The sequence below is a fragment of the Escherichia sp. MOD1-EC6819 genome (genome assembly GCF_002965765.1).
Lineage (GTDB): Bacteria > Pseudomonadota > Gammaproteobacteria > Enterobacterales > Enterobacteriaceae > Escherichia > Escherichia ruysiae.
This window is the reverse complement of record NZ_PTRG01000002.1, coordinates 30,750-48,020: the sequence shown is the minus strand read 5'-3', so window position 1 is coordinate 48,020 and position 17,271 is coordinate 30,750. Positions and strand designations below refer to the sequence as shown.

Sequence of the window (17,271 nt, the reverse complement as noted above, 5' to 3'; positions counted from 1 at the left end):
ACAATGTTTACAGCTAATCTCGCAAACGGAAGTTAGTTTTAACGCTACATAAAATTCATAAAAAATGCTTATTGTTAGTTAATTTATATTAAGTGACAGTAATAGGTATAATAACCCATAGACATCTAGAGGCTATTCTTACTTATTTGCGGCAATCCTTTATTTATTCATATCAATTACATCATAATCAGAGTAATCCTGGGTATTAGTGTGACAAATTCCCGTCTCATTTTATCACCCCCGACGCAAGGATCCTGATTACGTTATGAATAGCATCAAACAAACTGCTTTAGCCTTTACGTGGTTGATGCAGGGTGAAAAAGTAAGCCTTTTCCCTCTCCTCCCACTAATTGTAATTTTTCGTAATAATGCGATGAAAACCTTCATAGAGTGGATTATAGTTAATCTAACAACTGTGAGGGCAAGTCCAGGTCAGTAAGTTTTCCCACCCCGAAAGGTGTCCGTTAGTTCAACCACTAAGAAGGGGACGCGTTATGGATGAATACTCACCAAAAAGACATGATATTGCACAGCTTAAATTTCTCTGCGAAACCCTGTATCATGACTGTCTTGCAAACCTTGAAGAAAGTAACCATGGTTGGGTTAACGACCCTACCTCGGCTATCAATCTGCAGCTTAATGAACTCATTGAGCATATTGCGACCTTCGCACTTAATTACAAAATTAAGTATAATGAAGACAATAAGCTCATTGAGCAGATAGATGAATATCTGGACGACACCTTTATGTTGTTCAGTAGTTATGGTATTAATATGCAGGATCTCCAGAAATGGCGGAAGTCAGGTAACCGACTGTTCCGTTGTTTTGTGAACGCCACTAAAGAGAATCCTGCGAGTTTATCTTGTTCTAATTATTACAACCATGGGTAGAAGTATGTCCGATAAGCCTTTAACGAAAACCGATTATTTGATGCGTTTGCGTCGTTGTCAGACAATTGACACGCTGGAACGTGTTATCGAGAAAAATAAATACGAATTATCAGATAATGAACTGGCGGTATTTTACTCAGCCGCAGATCACCGTCTTGCAGAATTGACCATGAATAAGCTTTACGACAAGATCCCTTCCTCGGTGTGGAAATTTATTCGATAATTAAACAGTATAAGCACTGGACTATAACCATCTGTTTATTAGATATATTTTATTTTTACTATGACGACATGCCGCGTGTGACTTCTGTCACACAGAGGTGACGGGAACGTTCTCATCACTGACATTTCGTATTACTGTGTTGCCCCATTTCCAGCAACCGGGTCGTCAGTAATGAGCACAGAAAAAGAAAAGATGATTGCTGGTGAGTTGTATCGATCGGCAGATGAGACTTTATCTCGCGATCGCCTGCGCGCTCGTCAGCTTATTCACCAATACAATCATTCCTCGCCGGAAGATCAATCCTTACGCCAAAAAATCCTCGCCGATTTACTCGGTCAGGTTGCGGATGCGTATATTGAGCCCTCCTTTCGCTGCGACTATGGCTATAACATTTTTCTCGGTAAAGGGTTTTACGCGAACTTCGATTGCGTGATGCTTGATGTCTGCCCTATTCATATCGGCGATAATTGTATGCTGGCGCCTGGTGTCCATATCTACACGGCAACACATCCCATCGACCCTGTAGCACGTAATAGCGGTGTTGAACTGGGGAAACCGGTGACTATCGGTAACAACGTCTGGATTGGTGGTCGTGCCATCATTAACCCGGGCGTTACCATTGGCGATAACGTCGTAGTGGCATCAGGTGCCGTCGTCACCAAAGATGTCCCTGATAATGTTGTCGTAGGCGGTAACCCAGCCAGAGTCATTAAAAAACTGTAACTATAATTTGCAACTGTTATGCAAAATTGTAGTTAATCTGTTACTTTTCTCATGTCATTCCCACGTTAAAATAGGGTGTTCCCTGGAGAGTTGCAGATACCACGAAGGCAAAAGATGACCGAAATACAACGCCTGCTGACCGAAACAATTGAATCTCTGAATACGCGCGAAAAACGCGACAACAAGCCCCGCTTTAGTATCAGTTTTATCCGCAAACATCCGGGGCTGTTTATTGGCATGTATGTTGCCTTTTTTGCTACGCTGGCAGTGATGTTGCAGTCCGAAACGCTATCAGGTTCAGTCTGGCTCCTTGTCGTGCTATTCATCCTGCTCAACGGTTTCTTCTTTTTCGATGTTTACCCACGCTACCGCTACGAAGACATCGACGTGCTGGATTTTCGAGTTTGCTATAACGGCGAATGGTATAACACGCGCTTTGTCCCTGCCGCGCTGGTTGAAACCATACTGAACTCGCCGCGTGTCGCAGATGTTCATAAAGAACAACTGCAAAAAATGATCGCCCGTAAAGGCGAGCTGTCTTTTTACGATATTTTCACTCTCGCTCGCGCCGAATCAACAACTTAAGTCAGACTTTCACACCAGGCGTAAGCTCTGCGCCTGGTCAATTGACAATGATCGTTGCCACCCATCATTTCATGAAATACTGACCTTACCCACTTATCTCCTGCCAGCCTTTTTCCACAATCAGATATACTTTCCCTACATTGTGTTGATAAGGACATGTTGGTGAGAACACGACATCTGGTCGGCCTGATTTCGGGAGTGCTTATACTTTCAGTACTACTGCCTGTCGGCTTAAGCATCTGGCTGGCTCATCAGCAGGTAGAAGCGTCGTTTGTTGAAGAGCTGAATACCTATTCCTCCCGCGTCGCTATTCGAGCCAATAAAGTGGCGACGCAAGGGAAAGATGCACTACAAGAGCTGGAAAGATGGCAAGGCGGAGCCTGTAGTGAAGAGCATCTCATGGAAATGCGGCGGGTTTCATACAGCTATCGCTATATTCAGGAAGTGGTTTATATCGATAACAACGTTCCCCAATGCTCTTCTCTGGAACACGAAAGCCCACCGGATACCTTTCCGGAGCCGGGGAAGATTTCAAAAGATGGTTATCGGGTCTGGTTAACCTCACACAATGACTTAGGTATTACCCGTTACATGGTTGCTATGGGAACCGCACATTACGTAGTGATGATCGACCCCGCCTCCTTTATCGACGTGATTCCTTATAGCTCATGGCAAATTGATGCCGCTATTATTGGCAATGCCCGTAATATAGTCATAACCAGCAGCGACGAAATTGCCCGGGGTATTATTACCCAATTGCAAAAAACACCCGGTGAGCACATCGAAAATAATGGGATCATTTACGACATTCTGCCCTTACCAGAGATGAATATTTCCATCATCACCTGGGCTTCAACGAAAACGTTGCAAAAAGGCTGGCATCGGCAGGTCTTTATCTGGTTACCTGTAGGGTTGTTAATTGGCCTGCTGGCAGCCATGTTTGTGCTGCGTATTTTGCGTCGTATCCAGTCTCCGCATCATCGCTTGCAGGATGCCATCGAAAATCGTGATATTTGTGTGCACTATCAGCCGATTGTCTCCTTAGCCAATGGCAAAATTGTCGGTGCCGAAGCACTGGCGCGCTGGCCGCAGACAGACGGTAGTTGGTTGTCGCCAGATAGTTTTATTCCGCTGGCACAGCAAACGGGTCTTTCTGAGCCTCTGACGCTGCTGATTATAAGAAACGTGTTTGAAGATATGGGCGACTGGCTGCGACAACACCCGGAACAACATATTTCCATCAATCTTGAATCCACCGTGCTCGCCTCGGAAAAAATTCCGCAACTGCTGCGAGACATGATCAATCACTACCAGGTTAACCCCAAACAGATCGCTCTTGAACTCACAGAGCGCGAATTTGCCGATCCGAAAACCAGCGCCCCGATAATTTCGCGCTACCGGGAAGCGGGTCATGATATTTACCTGGATGATTTTGGTACGGGGTATTCAAGTTTAAGTTATTTACAGGATCTGGATGTCGACATTCTGAAGATCGATAAATCCTTCGTTGATGCGTTGGAATATAAAAATGTCACACCGCATATCATCGAAATGGCAAAAACGTTGAAACTGAAAATGGTGGCGGAAGGGATCGAAACGGGTAAACAGGAAGAGTGGCTACGTCAGCATGGCGTGCATTACGGTCAGGGCTGGCTGTACAGCAAAGCGTTGCCAAAAGAAGATTTCATACGCTGGGCAGATTACCATCTGTAAATTTTGGGGGCTGGCGGCACGCCGCACAGCCCGTCACGCTACTCGTCGATGATTGACTCAAACCCGCCGTAAATCATCCGTTTGCCATCAAACGGCATTGATTCGCCGAACTCTTTCATTCGTGGGTCAGACATCATTTTTTGATTGGCAGCGTCGCGGACCTCTTTTGAAGGGTATTCAATCCAGCTAAACACCACTTCCTCATTCTCTTCCGCTTTCACTGCCATGCGAAAATCGGTCACTTTGCCGTTTGGCACATCGCTGGCCCAACATTCAACAATACGAAGCGCGCCGAACTCTTTAAACAATGGCGCGGCCTTTGCGGCCATTTCTCGATAGGCATCTTTATTTTCGGCAGGAACAGCAACCACAAAACCATCAACATACTTCATCAGAAATACCTCCGAAGCGTACTGCGCAGCCAGACAATTCTTGCGGCGTCAGTCGTGGTTAAAGTTTAGCCACATTGGGATTTTTTGACGAAACGGCAGGAGCAGAAATGGGTGGGGGCCCTGCCAGCTACATCCCGGCACACGCGTCATCTGCCTTGGCTGCTTCCTTCCGGACCTGACCTGGTAAACAGAGTAGCGTTGCGGGAGAACCAACAGAGCCCCCATTGAGAGCGTTGAGAACCAACGCGCAGGCGCATTATCACTGCTGCCCCGGCTAATTGCAACCCATTGCGTGCCGGATGCTGGTTTCTTGCGCAATGCGGCTTCACTCAGAGGTTTTTCCAGATTATGCTGAAAAATTACCTCAGGAAGAAAAGATGGAAAAAGAAGATTCATTTCCCCAACGCGTCTGGCAAATCGTAGCCGCTATTCCCGAAGGCTACGTCACCACTTACGGCGACGTCGCAAAACTGGCAGGATCACCCCGTGCTGCGCGCCAGGTGGGCGGTGTGTTAAAGCGTCTACCCGAAGGCAGCACCCTCCCCTGGCATCGGGTGGTTAATCGCCACGGCACAATCTCGTTAACCGGCCCGGATTTGCAGCGTCAACGGCAGGCATTACTGGCAGAAGGAGTGATGGTGTCGGGAAGCGGGCAAATCGACTTACAGCGTTATCGCTGGATTTACTAACCCTCTCCAGCGGAGAGGGTTAGTGGCGCTTAGTATTGCGTAGGGGCTGGAACTGCCGAAGACGGATTCACCTGGGTTGGTGAAGTCGAAGGTACGGTGGTCGTTGCGCCACCGCTGGCCTGAACCGGTACAGCGGTTTGCTGAACCGGCACTAATGTCAGGTCAGCTTTGGTTCCGCCCTGATTGATCACCGGTTGAACGGTATCGGTGATAAACACCAATTTGTCGTTCACGGTAACCGCCGCACTCAACAGGATACGTGCGTTCGGCTGAACGTCTGCCGGGTTAAATGGCAGAACAAAACTGAACGGTGACTGTTTACCTTCGGTACGTACTGCTTTCTGCGCCAGAACTTTAGAAGGCGCATCGGCTAACGACGCGTCAGAAAGTGTCACGGTCAGCACAGCATCAGGCGGCAGTGCGACTTTCTGACGGATCCAGACCGTACCGGAAACATTCGGTTGTTGTATAGCAGGTTGCTGTGTCGCTGCAATAGACGTATTTGCAGCCGGTGCTGGCGTCTGGATATCCGCGCTTTTATCCGCGCAAGCTGCCAACGCAATTGCAACCGCTAAACCACTGGCCATGTGCACGAGTTTCATTCACTTCTCCTTATTATCAATGCACCAGCGGGCTAACTTTCCTCGCCGGAAGAGTGGTTAACAAAATAGTAACGTCAATAAGTGTGGCACATGTCACGTATTAACGCCTGCATTTGGCCCGTAATTCAGACCATTGCACCCATCGGACCAGTACCAAAATTGCGTTATACTCAACTCACTTTGGCTTGCTGCGGCAGCTTTGTTACTGGAGAGTTATATGAGTCAGGCGCTAAAAAATTTACTGACATTGTTAAATCTGGAAAAAATTGAGGAAGGACTCTTTCGCGGCCAGAGTGAGGATTTAGGTTTACGCCAGGTCTTTGGCGGCCAGGTTGTTGGTCAGGCGCTATATGCAGCAAAAGAGACGGTCCCGGAAGAGCGTCTGGTGCATTCGTTTCATAGCTACTTTCTTCGCCCTGGCGATAGCAAAAAACCCATTATTTATGATGTAGAAACGCTACGCGACGGCAACAGCTTCAGCGCCCGCCGGGTTGCTGCTATTCAAAACGGTAAACCGATTTTCTATATGACGGCCTCTTTCCAGGCGCCAGAGGCTGGATTCGAGCACCAAAAAGAGATGCCGCCCGCGCCAGCGCCTGATGGCCTGCCTTCGGAAACGCAAATCGCCCAATCGCTGGCGCACCTGCTGCCGCCGGTGCTAAAAGATAAATTCATCTGCGATCGTCCGCTGGAGGTTCGTCCGGTAGAGTTTCATAACCCGCTGAAAGGGCACGTTGCAGAACCGCATCGTCAGGTATGGATCCGCGCAAATGGTAGCGTGCCGGATGATCTGCGCGTTCATCAGTATCTGCTCGGTTACGCTTCTGACCTTAACTTCCTGCCGGTTGCTTTACAGCCGCACGGCATCGGTTTTCTTGAACCGGGGATTCAGATTGCCACCATTGACCATTCCATGTGGTTCCATCGCCCGTTTAATTTGAACGAATGGCTGTTGTATAGCGTGGAGAGCACCTCGGCGTCCAGCGCACGCGGCTTTGTGCGCGGGGAGTTTTATACCCAGGACGGCGTGCTGGTTGCCTCGACCGTTCAGGAAGGGGTAATGCGTAATCACAATTAAAAAAACAGCCGGAGGTGAAAACCGTCCGGCTATTTTTTTGCAGTGCTTGTTACGCGTTATAAGCATTTTCACCGTGGCTGTTGACGTCCAGTCCTTCGCGCTCCTGCTCTTCCGGCACGCGCAGGCCAACTGTCAAATCCGCCAGTTTGTAGCCAATAAATGCCACCACACCAGACCAGACAATCGTAATGGCGATGCTTTCCAGCTGTACCAACAGCTGATGTCCCATCGTCACACCTTCGGCGAAGCCCACCCCCCCCAGCGAACTGGCGGCAAAAATCCCGGTCATGATACAGCCGACAATGCCACAAACACCGTGTACCCCGAAGACATCGCAGGGATCATCCACCCGCAGCAGGCGTTTCAACATGGTAACGCCCCACAAGCCCGCCAGACCAGCTACCCCGCCGATAATCAACGCACCGCCAACCCCAATATAGCCACAGGCTGGCGTCACGCCGACCAGACCGGCAATCGCGCCAGAACACGCTCCCAGCAGTGAAGGCTTACCACGCAGCGCCCATTCACCGAAGATCCAGCCAAGAATTGCCGCTGCCGTTGCGACCACAGTATTCACAAATGCCAGTGCCGCGATTTCATTCGCCGTGCCCGCTGACCCGGCGTTAAAGCCAAACCAACCGATATAGAGAATGGCAGTCCCGGTAAAGACCATCGGCAGGTTGTGCGGTTTAAACGCCTCTTTGCCGAAGCCCACGCGTTTGCCTATCAGATATGCGCCCACCAGACCGGCAATTGCGGCGTTAATGTGCACCACCGTGCCGCCCGCGAAATCCAGCGCACCGTGAGAAGCCAGCAAACCGCCGCCCCAGACCATATGCGCAATCGGAATGTAAGAGAGCGTCAGCCACACTACCACGAAGATCAACACAGCTGAGAAGCGGATTCGTTCCGCCAGCGCCCCAACGATCAAGCCTACGGTAATGCAGGCAAACGATCCCTGAAACGCTACGTGGATATACTGATAAATGCTGCCCATCACCGCCGTCAGTTCGATGTTTTTCAGCATTAACCAGTTAATGTTGCCAAAGAAATTGTTGCCTTCACCAAACGCCAGCGAGTAGCCGTAAACCACCCAGAGAATACAGACCAGTGCAAACGTCACGGTCACCTGCGTCAGCATCGACAGCACGTTTTTGCCGCGAATCAACCCACCGTAAAACAGGGCAATTCCCGGAATAGTCATAAACAGCACCAGCGCAGTACAAATCATCATAAACGCATTGTCGGCTTTATCGGCCACCGCAGGTGCAGCCGTTACCAGTCCCGGCAGCATCGCCAGTGAAGCAAGCCCAGTTTTTATCGTCGCTATCTTCATTTTTCGTTCCTGTTGCTGTGTGCCAGAGATTACAGCGCCGCTTCGTCGGCTTCGCCGGTACGAATTCGAATGACGCGTTGCAATTCAGCGACGAAGATTTTGCCGTCACCAATTTTTCCGGTGTAAGCCGCCTTGCTGACGATATCGATCACTTCATCGAGTTGGTCATCAGCAATCGCCACATCAATTTTTACTTTTGGCAGGAAGTTGACGCTGTATTCCGCCCCCCGGTACAGCTCAGCATGTCCTTTCTGACGCCCGAAACCTTTCACTTCGGTGACGGTCAGCCCCTGAATACCAATGGAAGATAACGCTTCACGAACGTCTTCCAGCTTGAATGGTTTGATTATCACGGTCACCAGCTTCATAGATCCCCTCCGGTCAGAATTCGGTAATGGTTCTGCTACACGAAGAAGGTATTGCAAGCGGTGTGCCAGAAATGAAAAACGAGAAAGAGAGCAGGAAGTTAAGAAGATTGAAAATGAAAACGCACTATGACAGTGCACAGTGCGTTACATTTTTGCACCAACGATGAAATTTTGCGCTATTCAGGCGCTCAATGATTCCTCTTCACGCACGCTGGCTGCCAGCTCTTCGCCCGCAAGTTGCAGTTGATACATCTGCCAGTAACGCCCCTGGGCCGCCAGCAGTTGCTGGTGCGTGCCCTGCTCCACGGCTTGCCCACGATGAAGCACCAGAATAGTGTCGGCATCAACAATAGTTGATAAGCGGTGAGCAATCACCACCAGCGTGGTATGCTCACGCACCGCCGCCAGAGCATGTTGAATCGCCTGTTCAGTACCGGAGTCAATGCTGGCGGTTGCCTCATCAAGAATCAGGATTTGCGGCGTCTCCACCAACACGCGTGCCAGTGCCAGCAGTTGCTTTTGCCCGACTGAGAGATTATTCCCCTGCTCGCCAAGCGGCGTGTAAATACCGTCGCTCATGCTACGCGCCAGCTCCGCCAGTTGCACGGTTTCCAGCGCCTGCCAGACGCGTTCTTCGGAGATATCACGCCCCAGCGTCACGTTGGCGAGGAAGGTATCCGCCAGCACCACCGGATCTTGCTGCACCATCGCCACGCCCTGACGTAATGCGCTGTGACTTAGCGAATTTAATGGACGACCGTCGAGATGAATCTCACCTTCCGTTAGCGGGTAATAGCCCATCAATAAACTTGCAAGGGTGCTTTTGCCACTGCCGGTATGCCCGACCAGCGCCACAAAGTTACGCGAAGGCACAGAGAGATTAATGTTCTTCAGTACCAGATTGTTGTCGCGATAAGCAAACGACACATTATCGACTTCGATGGTGCCGCTCTGTAACGGGCGATCATCATTGCCATATTGCTGGCGCGGTCCGTCCATCAGCTCAAACACGCGCTCACCAGCAACAACAGCCTGTTGCAGCATCGCCTGTTGCGTGGTCAGTTCGATTAATGGTTCGTTAAGCCGCCCAAGATAGCTGATAAACGCATACAGCACGCCCACTTCAATGGTGCCGCTGGCGGAGAAGCCAAACAGCATCAACAAGCCACAAAGGATGAGCGACGAAAAAAGACTCAGTAATGGCCGCAGTAAAAAACCGTCGAGGCGCAGGGTTTGCATCCTCGCCATATAGTGCGACCGACTGGCCTCACCCATGCGTTCACCAAATCGTGCCTGCTGACGGAACTGCTGGATGACGCTCATACCGTTGATGATTTCGTTAAAGCCGTCGTTGATATCCGCCAGATAGGCGCGCACACGGCGGACAATCGGCGTACTGTAACGCTGGTATATCACCATCACCACCAGCACGACCGGAAAAATCATTATCGCCACCAGCGCCATCCGCCAGTCGAGGCTGAACATCGCTACCAGCATCGCGCCCACCAGTGCGGCGCTACGCAGAACGGTCGCAACCACAGTAACGTAGAGGTCGCGGATCACTTCAGTATCATTAGTGACGCGGGAAATCACCTGCCCGACAGGCTGGATATCAAACTCGCTTAATGGCTGGCGTAGCGCAGCATCCATTACATCGGTACGCAACTGTTGTACAACGCCAACTGCCGCCCGATTAAACAGCAGCGACTGTGCGTAGTGCAATCCAGCGGCAAACAGTTGCAGCCCAACATACGCCGCCGCCAGACCGGCAACCACTTTCAACGGCAGATTATTTTTCGCCACCATATTATCGATGAAATAGCTGATGAGTAGCGGTCCACTGACTTCTGCCGCTGCCGCAACCCACATCATCAGAACCGCAATCCCTAGTGGTTTACGCCACGGCGAACCATACGCTAACAGGCGTTTGAGAGTCGGCCAGAGTTGGCTAAAACTACGCATCGACGGCCTCCTCACGAATTTCCGGAGCATCGTCAAGCGCCGCCTCCAGTTGTTGATAGCGATACATATCGCGATACCAGCCGCTTTGTTGCGCCAGCGCATCATGATTGCCACGCTGGGCGATATGTCCGTGCTGCATCACAATAATCTCACTGGCCTCCGTCAGCGCAGAAAGGCGATGGGCACTGATGATTACTGTTCTTCCCTGCCCCCACTGGCGCAGGTTATGCAGGATCTGATGCTCTGTGCGTCCGTCCACCGCCGAAAGCGCATCATCAAGGATAAGGATTTCTGCGTTGACTAATAACGCACGAGCAATGGATATGCGCTGCTTTTGTCCACCGGAAAGCATCACGCCGCGCTCGCCCACTTCTGTGTCGTAACCTTGCGGTAGACGCAAAATATCGTCATGTACGCTGGCTAACCGCGCTACGTGTTCAATCTCTTGCTGGGTGGCATTCGGGCAACCCAGCGCGATGTTATTCGCCACGGTGTCGGAAAAAAGGAACGGCGTCTGGCTGACCACCGCCAGGCGGCTACGCCAGCTATCGAGTTGCAGCTGCGTCAAGGGAATATCATGAAAGCGGATATCCCCCTCGCTGACGTCGAAATGACGCTGAATGAGTGACAGCAGAGTACTTTTGCCAGAACCGGTCGGTCCGCAAATCCCCAGCATCTGACCGGGTTTGAGTGCGAAACTGACATTCTCCAGCGCAGGATGATCAGTTTGTGGATAAGTAAACTGGCGAATATTTACATCCAGTTCGCCACGCCCTTGCGGCACTGGTTCGCTACCATCATTCACCACCGGCGCTTCAGCCAGCATCGTCCGAATACGGCTATATGCCGCGCTGCCGCGTTCCACAATGTTAAACATCCAGGCCAGCGCCAGCATCGGCCAAATCATTAACCCCAGATACATCATAAAACTGGTGAGCTGCCCCAGCGTTAAGCTGCCCTGCACCACCATCCAGCTTCCCCCACCAATCGCCAGCAAATTCGCCATGCCAATCGCGATATAGATAGTCGGATCAAAACGGGCATCAATACGCGCCACCCGCATGTTTTTCTTGCCAGTGTCTTCAGCATCTGCGGCAAATAGCGCCGACTGGCGATCTTCCAGACCAAAGGCTTTGATCATGCGGATACTGGTGAGGCTCTCCTGGGTGCGATCGTTGAGGCTGGAAAACGCCGCCTGCGCCAGCTTAAAGCGTTCATGCAAAGCATCGCCGTTGCGCTTAATCATGATTGCCATCACTGGCATCGGCAATAGTGCAAATAAGGTCAACTGCCAGCTAATTTGCGTTGACATCATAATCAACACTGCGCAGCCCATCACCAGTGAATCCACTAGCGTCAGCACCCCTTCTCCGGCGGCAAACACGACCCGATCGACGTCATTGGTCGCACGAGCCATGAGGTCGCCCGTACGATGACGCAGGTAAAACTCTGGATGCTGGCGGCTTAGCTGGCGGTAATAATCTTCACGCAGTTCAACAGCCAGTTGATAAGACGCGCCAAACAGCAGTACGCGCCAGACATAACGCAGGAGATAAACCACGACTGCAATCAGCACCATGGTGGCGATCCACATCAGGATCTGCCCGGTAGTAAAGTGTTGTTCCGTCACGCCATCGACAACAATACCGACCACTTTCGGCGGAACCAGTTGCAGCATCGCGATAATAACAAGCAAGGCCACAGCCCCGAGATAGCGACGCCATTCCCGACGGAAATACCAGCTTAGTTGAGCAAATAATCGCACGCGTTGTGTCCTGACCTGATTCTGGATATTTATTCGATGGGTAAAGAAGTGGTGTATTTAATCTGTTCCATCGCGAAGCTGGAAGTAACGTCCGACAGACCTGGAACGCTGTTTACCAGACGCTTATAAAATTCGTCATAGCGTTTCATATCGGCAACCTGAACACGCATCAGATAATCATATTCACCGGCCATGCGCCAGAACCCCAGCACTTCTGGCATTTCCGTTACCACCGTGACAAAGCGGCAATACCATTCGCTGCTGTGATGTTGCGTTTTAATCAGCACAAAAGCAGTCAGCCCAAGGCCAATTTTTTCCGGATCCAGCAGGGCGACTTTGCCGATAAGGATACCGTCATCCTCCAGCCGTTTCAGACGCTTCCAGCAAGGCGTGGTTGTCAGATTAACGGCTTCTGCCAGTGCCTGCAAAGAGAGGGTGCAATCCTGCTGTAGTAAGGCCAGCAGCTTACGGTCAATTTTATCTAACATAGCCAATCCGCAGAGAATTTTTTTCTCTTTTAATTCTATTTTAAAGACGAAATACCGACAATTTATTCTGTGCGGTTTAAACGCCACTGCACAAAATGACAAATTCAAAGTAAAAAAAACCGGGCGATTGCCCGGCGCTGGAAGAGATCTCGTTATTCGGGGGAATAAGGTAGATGTGGATTGTCCAGCCAGTGCGTCAAATAGTGAGAGACCGCCTGATTTCGGCAATGTCCAATCACCGGTAAATGAGGGAGTTCCGCGCGCAGTTGCGGCATCGCATTGCCCATGATAAAACCGCTACCGACGCTGCCTAACATTTCGCGATCGTTCATCGCATCACCAAAGGCCATGCAGTCGTGCAGTGAAAACCTAAATGTTGGGTCAGCACCGCCAACGCCGCGCCTTTATTACACCCCACTGGCAGCACTTCCAGGCAATTAATCGCAGAAAAACACAAATGTGCGCGCTCGCCTAATGCTTCGTTTAGTTGGATATGCAAGCGCATAAGATCGTCGTGATCGCCACAGAAACAGATCTTGGTGACGCTGCCGAGTGGCATTTTTTTGACATCGATAATCTGATAACGGAAACCGCTATACACAAATGCCTGCAACAATGCTGGGATCTCTTGCCCGGTAAACCAGCCATTGTCATTGAAGATATGCATACTGGCCTGGGTATCCCATTTCTGGTACAGCACTAATTCCGCCGCGTCCGCAGGCAAATCATCACGATGTAAAAGTTCGCCTTCCAGAGAGTGCACACGCGTACCGTTGCCGGTAATTAAATACGCATCCAGCGATAGCACCCCGATAATATGCTGCATCTCCAGCGCATGACGCCCCGTAGCAAAAGTGAGGGTAATATCGCGTTCACGCAGACGCGCCAGAGTCGAGAGGGTTTTCTCACCTAAATGGTGATCAGGCATCAATAAAGTGCCGTCCATATCAAATGCTGCCAGACGAGCCATTTCTTTCTCCACTCTGTGACACGGTTAATGGTGATTGAGTATTACCTGATATATACGGAAGTAATAGTGAATAGTTAAATAATATTGTTCCGGGTTTATATGCGACTGCTAAACCGTCTTAACCAGTATCAACGTCTGTGGCAACCTTCTGCCGGAGAGCCGCAATCCGTCACCGTCAGCGAACTGGCCGAACGCTGTTTTTGCAGCGAACGCCACGTGCGCACCCTGTTACGTCAGGCTCAGGAGTCGGGATGGCTGGAGTGGCAGGCGCAATCAGGACGCGGAAAACGCGGGCACCTGCGTTTTCTGGTGACACCGGGATCCCTGCGCAACGCGATGATGGAACAGGCACTGGAAACCGGAAAACAGCAAGATGTGCTGGAGCTGGCGCAACTGGCTCCTGGTGAACTGCGCACCCTATTACAACCGTTTATGGGCGGGCAATGGCAAAACGATACGCCAACGTTGCGTATTCCCTATTATCGCCCGCTCGAACCGCTACAACCGGGCTTTTTACCCGGTCGTGCCGAGCAGCATCTCGCCGGGCAGATATTTTCCGGTCTGACCCGCTTCGACAATAATACCCAACGCCCGATTGGCGATTTAGCACATCACTGGGAAATCTCTGCTGACGGGCTACGCTGGGATTTTTATCTTCGTTCAACGCTGCACTGGCATAACGGCGATGTGGTAAAAGCAACGCAACTACACCAGCGATTATTGATGCTGCTACAACTGCCAGCGTTGGGGAAATTATTGACTAGCGTGAAGCGTATTGAAGTCCCCCATCCGCAGTGTCTGACCTTCTTTTTACATCGCCCTGATTATTGGCTGGCACACAGGCTGGCGAGCTATTGTAGTCATCTGGCGCATCCGCAATTATCGCTGGTGGGAACCGGTCCTTTTCGCTTAACAAAATTCACAGCAGAACTGGTGCGACTCGAAAGCCATGATTATTACCATTTGCGTCACCCACTGCTAAAAGCGGTTGAGTACTGGATAACCCCACCACTTTTTGAAAAAGATTTGGGAACCAGTTGTCAGCATCCAGTACAAATCACCATCGGTAAACCTGAAGAGTTGCCACGGGTCAGCCAGGTCAGTAGCGGCATCAGTTTAGGTTTTTGCTATTTAACGTTGCGCAAAAGCCCCCGCCTTTCCCTCTGGCAGGCGCGAAAAGTGATTTCCATTATCCATCAATCCGGTTTACTACAAACGTTAGAAGTCGGAGAAAACCTGATCACTGCCAGTAATGCATTGCTGCCTGGCTGGGCTATTCCACAATGGGATGTACCGGATGAGGTCAAATTACCGGAAAACCTGACGTTGGTTTATCACCTGCCAGTGGAACTTCATGTAATGGCAGAACAATTACGAACGACGCTGGCAGCAGAAGGTTGCGAATTAACGATTGTTTTTCATAACGCGAAAAACTGGGACGACACGACCCCGCTGGCACAGGCAGATTTGATGATGGGCGACAGGCTAATTGGCGAAGCGCCGGAATATACCCTGGAGCAGTGGCTGCGTTGCGATCCACTCTGGTCATATGTTTTCGACGCTTCCGCATATGCACATCAGCAATCGACACTGGATACCGTGCAGTTGATGGCTGATGAGGAAAAGCGGAATAACGCGCTGAAAACCGTGTTTAGCCAGTTAATGGAAGATGCAACGCTGACCCCGTTGTTCAATTATCACTATCGCATTAGCGCCCCGCCCGGAGTGAACGGTGTGCGGCTAACACCGCGCGGCTGGTTTGAATTTACCGAAGCCTGGCTTCCCGCGCCGTCGCAATGAAGCACTGGTCGGGGTTAACCGCAGGCGTTACCATAACGCTTTTATCGATTTAGCAGGATTACCTATGAGACGTGCCGTCGTTGTGTTTAGTGGAGGTCAGGATTCCACCACCTGTCTGGTACAGGCATTGCAGCAATATGATGAAGTCCATTGCGTGACGTTCGATTACGGTCAGCGCCATCGCGCAGAGATTGACGTGGCACGCGAACTGGCATTGAAACTGGGTGCACGCGCGCATAAGGTGCTGGATGTGACGCTACTCAACGAGCTGGCGGTCAGCAGCCTGACGCGTGACAGCATTCCGGTGCCTGATTATGAACCTGAAGCCGATGGTATCCCGAATACGTTTGTCCCAGGGCGTAATATTCTGTTCCTGACGCTGGCGGCAATATATGCTTATCAGGTAAAAGCAGAAGCCGTAATTACTGGCGTCTGCGAAACGGATTTCTCCGGCTACCCGGATTGTCGCGATGAGTTTGTGAAAGCACTGAACCATGCCGTCAGTCTGGGCATGGCGAAAGATATTCGATTTGAAACGCCGCTGATGTGGATTGATAAAGCGGAAACCTGGGCGCTCGCGGATTATTACGGCAAACTGGATTTAGTGCGTAACGAAACGCTGACCTGTTATAACGGCATTAAAGGCGATGGTTGTGGTCATTGTGCTGCATGTAATCTGCGCGCTAACGGATTGAATCATTATCTGGCCGACAAACCGACGGTGATGGCAGCGATGAAGCAGAAAACCGGGTTGCAGTAATTATTCGTGGTGTCGCCGGATGCGGCTTGAGCATCCGGCCAACAAAACGTTTACTGAACCATCAGATCCAGTTTTTCGCGCAGTTCCCCTTCCAGAGCTAATGCTTTCTGCGTTTTGAGATCGATACAAACAAACGTGATAAGTGCATCCGCCACCACCTGCCCTTCCGGCTCAAGAGTGATGACCTGACTCAAAATGCCGCTTTTACCATTTAATTGCTGTAACTGGCTGGTAATGGTTAACAGGTCGCTTAATACCGCCGGGCGGCGATAGTTGATATTGATATTAACCACCACGAAAGCGATGTTATGGGCAGTCATCCATTGAAAGCTGTCGCTATTTTCCAGCCCATCCCAGCGGGCTTCTTCGAGAAACTCAAGGTAGCGGGCGTTGTTGACGTGCTGGTAGACGTCGAGATGATATCCACGAACTTTGATTTGTGTTTGCATAGCGCAATAACCTTACGTTGTTATTATAAGAACTGTTATAAGTACAGAGGTCATAACTGGTATGACCTCTTCAGTCTGGCAAAAAATTGCCACTATGCAAATTAATTACAGGGTTAATACCGCCAGATTACGTTCCACCAGCGAATTGCCCATTCCCGGCACCTGTTTTAAATCCTCCACCGTTTTAAACGGGCCGTACTCTTCGCGATAACTGACAATTGCCTGCGCTTTCTTCAGACCAACGCCATTCATCGCGCGGGCTAGCTCTTCCGCGCTGGCATTATTAATGCTGACCCTGGTGCCTTCTTCGTCACTGGCTTTCGCCGGTACTGCCGCTTTGCTTTGTGCTGCAGGAGCTTCCGCTTTGGTTTCTACCGCTGCCGGTTTCACCGCAGAAGCTGCCGCCAGCGCGCTATGAGACATTCCGGCACAGGCCAGAGACAGGGTGATGAGCAGTGCTTTAATTCCGTGTTTCATA

General features: G+C 50.6%; 18 protein-coding genes, 1 other RNA gene and 1 pseudogene. 9 read left to right on the top strand and 11 right to left on the bottom strand.

Annotated elements, in window-relative coordinates:
* The first annotated feature begins 494 nt into the window (after nt 1–494).
* The 5 genes from tomB to pdeB all read left to right on the top strand — a co-directional run bounded on the left by tomB (nt 495) and on the right by pdeB (nt 4,134).
* Nucleotides 495–890 carry an Hha toxicity modulator TomB gene (gene tomB, locus A7Z06_RS02815; RefSeq protein WP_000344801.1) on the top strand — a complete coding sequence of 132 codons (396 nt, stop codon included), beginning with the start codon at nt 495–497 and terminating at the stop codon, nt 888–890.
* A gap of 4 nt (nt 891–894) precedes the next feature.
* Nucleotides 895–1,113, top strand: coding sequence for an HHA domain-containing protein (locus A7Z06_RS02810; protein WP_001280991.1), 219 nt, complete (start codon nt 895–897; stop codon nt 1,111–1,113).
* Nucleotides 1,114–1,284: 171 nt separating this feature from the next.
* Complete coding sequence (gene maa / locus A7Z06_RS02805; protein WP_000102550.1) at nt 1,285–1,836, top strand: maltose O-acetyltransferase; 552 nt, start codon at nt 1,285–1,287, stop codon at nt 1,834–1,836.
* Nucleotides 1,837–1,950: 114 nt separating this feature from the next.
* Complete coding sequence (locus A7Z06_RS02800; RefSeq protein ID WP_010347658.1) at nt 1,951–2,421, top strand: YlaC family protein; 471 nt, start codon at nt 1,951–1,953, stop codon at nt 2,419–2,421.
* Nucleotides 2,422–2,583: 162 nt separating this feature from the next.
* Nucleotides 2,584–4,134: a cyclic-guanylate-specific phosphodiesterase PdeB gene (gene pdeB / locus A7Z06_RS02795; protein WP_010347656.1), complete on the top strand. Its 1,551-nt coding sequence runs from the start codon at nt 2,584–2,586 to the stop codon at nt 4,132–4,134.
* A gap of 38 nt (nt 4,135–4,172) precedes the next feature.
* Here pdeB and A7Z06_RS02790 read toward each other — a convergent pair whose 3' ends face one another.
* The gene (locus A7Z06_RS02790) at nt 4,173–4,526 is read right to left on the bottom strand and encodes a DUF1428 domain-containing protein (RefSeq protein WP_000878149.1); all 354 of its coding nucleotides are present in this window, start codon (nt 4,524–4,526) and stop codon (nt 4,173–4,175) included.
* Nucleotides 4,527–4,644: 118 nt separating this feature from the next.
* Nucleotides 4,645–4,741, bottom strand: an RNA gene (gene ffs / locus A7Z06_RS02785) — signal recognition particle sRNA small type.
* A gap of 162 nt (nt 4,742–4,903) precedes the next feature.
* On the opposite strand from ffs, the gene A7Z06_RS02780 reads away from it, so the two are divergent.
* Nucleotides 4,904–5,215, top strand: a complete 312-nt coding sequence (locus tag A7Z06_RS02780; protein ID WP_000409910.1) for an MGMT family protein — start codon at nt 4,904–4,906, stop codon at nt 5,213–5,215.
* Nucleotides 5,216–5,244: 29 nt separating this feature from the next.
* Here A7Z06_RS02780 and A7Z06_RS02775 read toward each other — a convergent pair whose 3' ends face one another.
* Nucleotides 5,245–5,817, bottom strand: a complete 573-nt coding sequence (locus A7Z06_RS02775) for a YbaY family lipoprotein (RefSeq protein ID WP_000779815.1) — start codon at nt 5,815–5,817, stop codon at nt 5,245–5,247.
* 217 nt (nt 5,818–6,034) lie between these two features.
* On the opposite strand from A7Z06_RS02775, the gene tesB reads away from it, so the two are divergent.
* Complete coding sequence (gene tesB / locus A7Z06_RS02770; protein WP_010347651.1) at nt 6,035–6,895, top strand: acyl-CoA thioesterase II; 861 nt, start codon at nt 6,035–6,037, stop codon at nt 6,893–6,895.
* A 49-nt stretch (nt 6,896–6,944) separates the two neighbouring features.
* Here the strand turns inward: tesB and amtB are convergent, their stop codons facing one another.
* The 6 genes and pseudogenes from amtB to cof form a co-directional block, all read right to left on the bottom strand.
* Complete coding sequence (gene amtB / locus A7Z06_RS02765; protein ID WP_000685049.1) at nt 6,945–8,231, bottom strand: ammonium transporter AmtB; 1,287 nt, start codon at nt 8,229–8,231, stop codon at nt 6,945–6,947.
* 29 nt (nt 8,232–8,260) lie between these two features.
* Complete coding sequence (gene glnK / locus A7Z06_RS02760) at nt 8,261–8,599, bottom strand: P-II family nitrogen regulator (RefSeq protein WP_000780338.1); 339 nt, start codon at nt 8,597–8,599, stop codon at nt 8,261–8,263.
* Between the two features lie 180 nt (nt 8,600–8,779).
* Nucleotides 8,780–10,561, bottom strand: a complete 1,782-nt coding sequence (locus A7Z06_RS02755) for a SmdB family multidrug efflux ABC transporter permease/ATP-binding protein (RefSeq protein WP_001256189.1) — start codon at nt 10,559–10,561, stop codon at nt 8,780–8,782.
* Nucleotides 10,554–12,326, bottom strand: coding sequence for a SmdA family multidrug ABC transporter permease/ATP-binding protein (locus A7Z06_RS02750; protein WP_105279333.1), 1,773 nt, complete (start codon nt 12,324–12,326; stop codon nt 10,554–10,556). Before A7Z06_RS02750 ends, A7Z06_RS02755 begins: the two co-directional genes overlap by 8 nt.
* A gap of 29 nt (nt 12,327–12,355) precedes the next feature.
* Nucleotides 12,356–12,814 (bottom strand): DNA-binding transcriptional regulator DecR, encoded by a 459-nt coding sequence (gene decR, locus A7Z06_RS02745; protein ID WP_000884589.1) that lies wholly within the window; start codon nt 12,812–12,814, stop codon nt 12,356–12,358.
* Between the two features lie 152 nt (nt 12,815–12,966).
* Nucleotides 12,967–13,784: pseudogene (gene cof / locus A7Z06_RS02740) on the bottom strand (HMP-PP phosphatase).
* A gap of 99 nt (nt 13,785–13,883) precedes the next feature.
* On the opposite strand from cof, the gene A7Z06_RS02735 reads away from it, so the two are divergent.
* Complete coding sequence (locus tag A7Z06_RS02735) at nt 13,884–15,584, top strand: SgrR family transcriptional regulator (RefSeq protein WP_001238152.1); 1,701 nt, start codon at nt 13,884–13,886, stop codon at nt 15,582–15,584.
* Between the two features lie 64 nt (nt 15,585–15,648).
* A complete protein-coding gene (gene queC, locus A7Z06_RS02730; protein ID WP_001250474.1) occupies nt 15,649–16,344 on the top strand; it encodes a 7-cyano-7-deazaguanine synthase QueC in 696 nt (231 codons plus the stop codon).
* A gap of 50 nt (nt 16,345–16,394) precedes the next feature.
* Here the strand turns inward: queC and fadM are convergent, their stop codons facing one another.
* Nucleotides 16,395–16,793, bottom strand: a complete 399-nt coding sequence (gene fadM, locus A7Z06_RS02725) for a long-chain acyl-CoA thioesterase FadM (protein WP_001194533.1) — start codon at nt 16,791–16,793, stop codon at nt 16,395–16,397.
* A gap of 105 nt (nt 16,794–16,898) precedes the next feature.
* Nucleotides 16,899–17,270: a helix-hairpin-helix domain-containing protein gene (locus tag A7Z06_RS02720; RefSeq protein WP_000680306.1), complete on the bottom strand. Its 372-nt coding sequence runs from the start codon at nt 17,268–17,270 to the stop codon at nt 16,899–16,901.
* Nucleotide 17,271: the final 1 nt, after the last annotated feature.

Coding starts and splice junctions, on each gene's coding strand:
- A7Z06_RS02790 (WP_000878149.1), bottom strand. CDS start 4,526: ATGAAGTATGTTGATGGTTTTGTGGTTGCTGTTCCTGCCGAAAATAAA.
- fadM (WP_001194533.1), bottom strand. CDS start 16,793: ATGCAAACACAAATCAAAGTTCGTGGATATCATCTCGACGTCTACCAG.
- tomB (WP_000344801.1), top strand. CDS start 495: ATGGATGAATACTCACCAAAAAGACATGATATTGCACAGCTTAAATTT.
- queC (WP_001250474.1), top strand. CDS start 15,649: ATGAGACGTGCCGTCGTTGTGTTTAGTGGAGGTCAGGATTCCACCACC.
- A7Z06_RS02775 (WP_000779815.1), bottom strand. CDS start 5,817: ATGAAACTCGTGCACATGGCCAGTGGTTTAGCGGTTGCAATTGCGTTG.
- A7Z06_RS02755 (WP_001256189.1), bottom strand. CDS start 10,561: ATGCGTAGTTTTAGCCAACTCTGGCCGACTCTCAAACGCCTGTTAGCG.
- A7Z06_RS02810 (WP_001280991.1), top strand. CDS start 895: ATGTCCGATAAGCCTTTAACGAAAACCGATTATTTGATGCGTTTGCGT.
- A7Z06_RS02780 (WP_000409910.1), top strand. CDS start 4,904: ATGGAAAAAGAAGATTCATTTCCCCAACGCGTCTGGCAAATCGTAGCC.
- A7Z06_RS02735 (WP_001238152.1), top strand. CDS start 13,884: ATGCGACTGCTAAACCGTCTTAACCAGTATCAACGTCTGTGGCAACCT.
- A7Z06_RS02720 (WP_000680306.1), bottom strand. CDS start 17,270: ATGAAACACGGAATTAAAGCACTGCTCATCACCCTGTCTCTGGCCTGT.
- A7Z06_RS02800 (WP_010347658.1), top strand. CDS start 1,951: ATGACCGAAATACAACGCCTGCTGACCGAAACAATTGAATCTCTGAAT.
- amtB (WP_000685049.1), bottom strand. CDS start 8,231: ATGAAGATAGCGACGATAAAAACTGGGCTTGCTTCACTGGCGATGCTG.
- glnK (WP_000780338.1), bottom strand. CDS start 8,599: ATGAAGCTGGTGACCGTGATAATCAAACCATTCAAGCTGGAAGACGTT.
- tesB (WP_010347651.1), top strand. CDS start 6,035: ATGAGTCAGGCGCTAAAAAATTTACTGACATTGTTAAATCTGGAAAAA.
- decR (WP_000884589.1), bottom strand. CDS start 12,814: ATGTTAGATAAAATTGACCGTAAGCTGCTGGCCTTACTACAGCAGGAT.
- maa (WP_000102550.1), top strand. CDS start 1,285: ATGAGCACAGAAAAAGAAAAGATGATTGCTGGTGAGTTGTATCGATCG.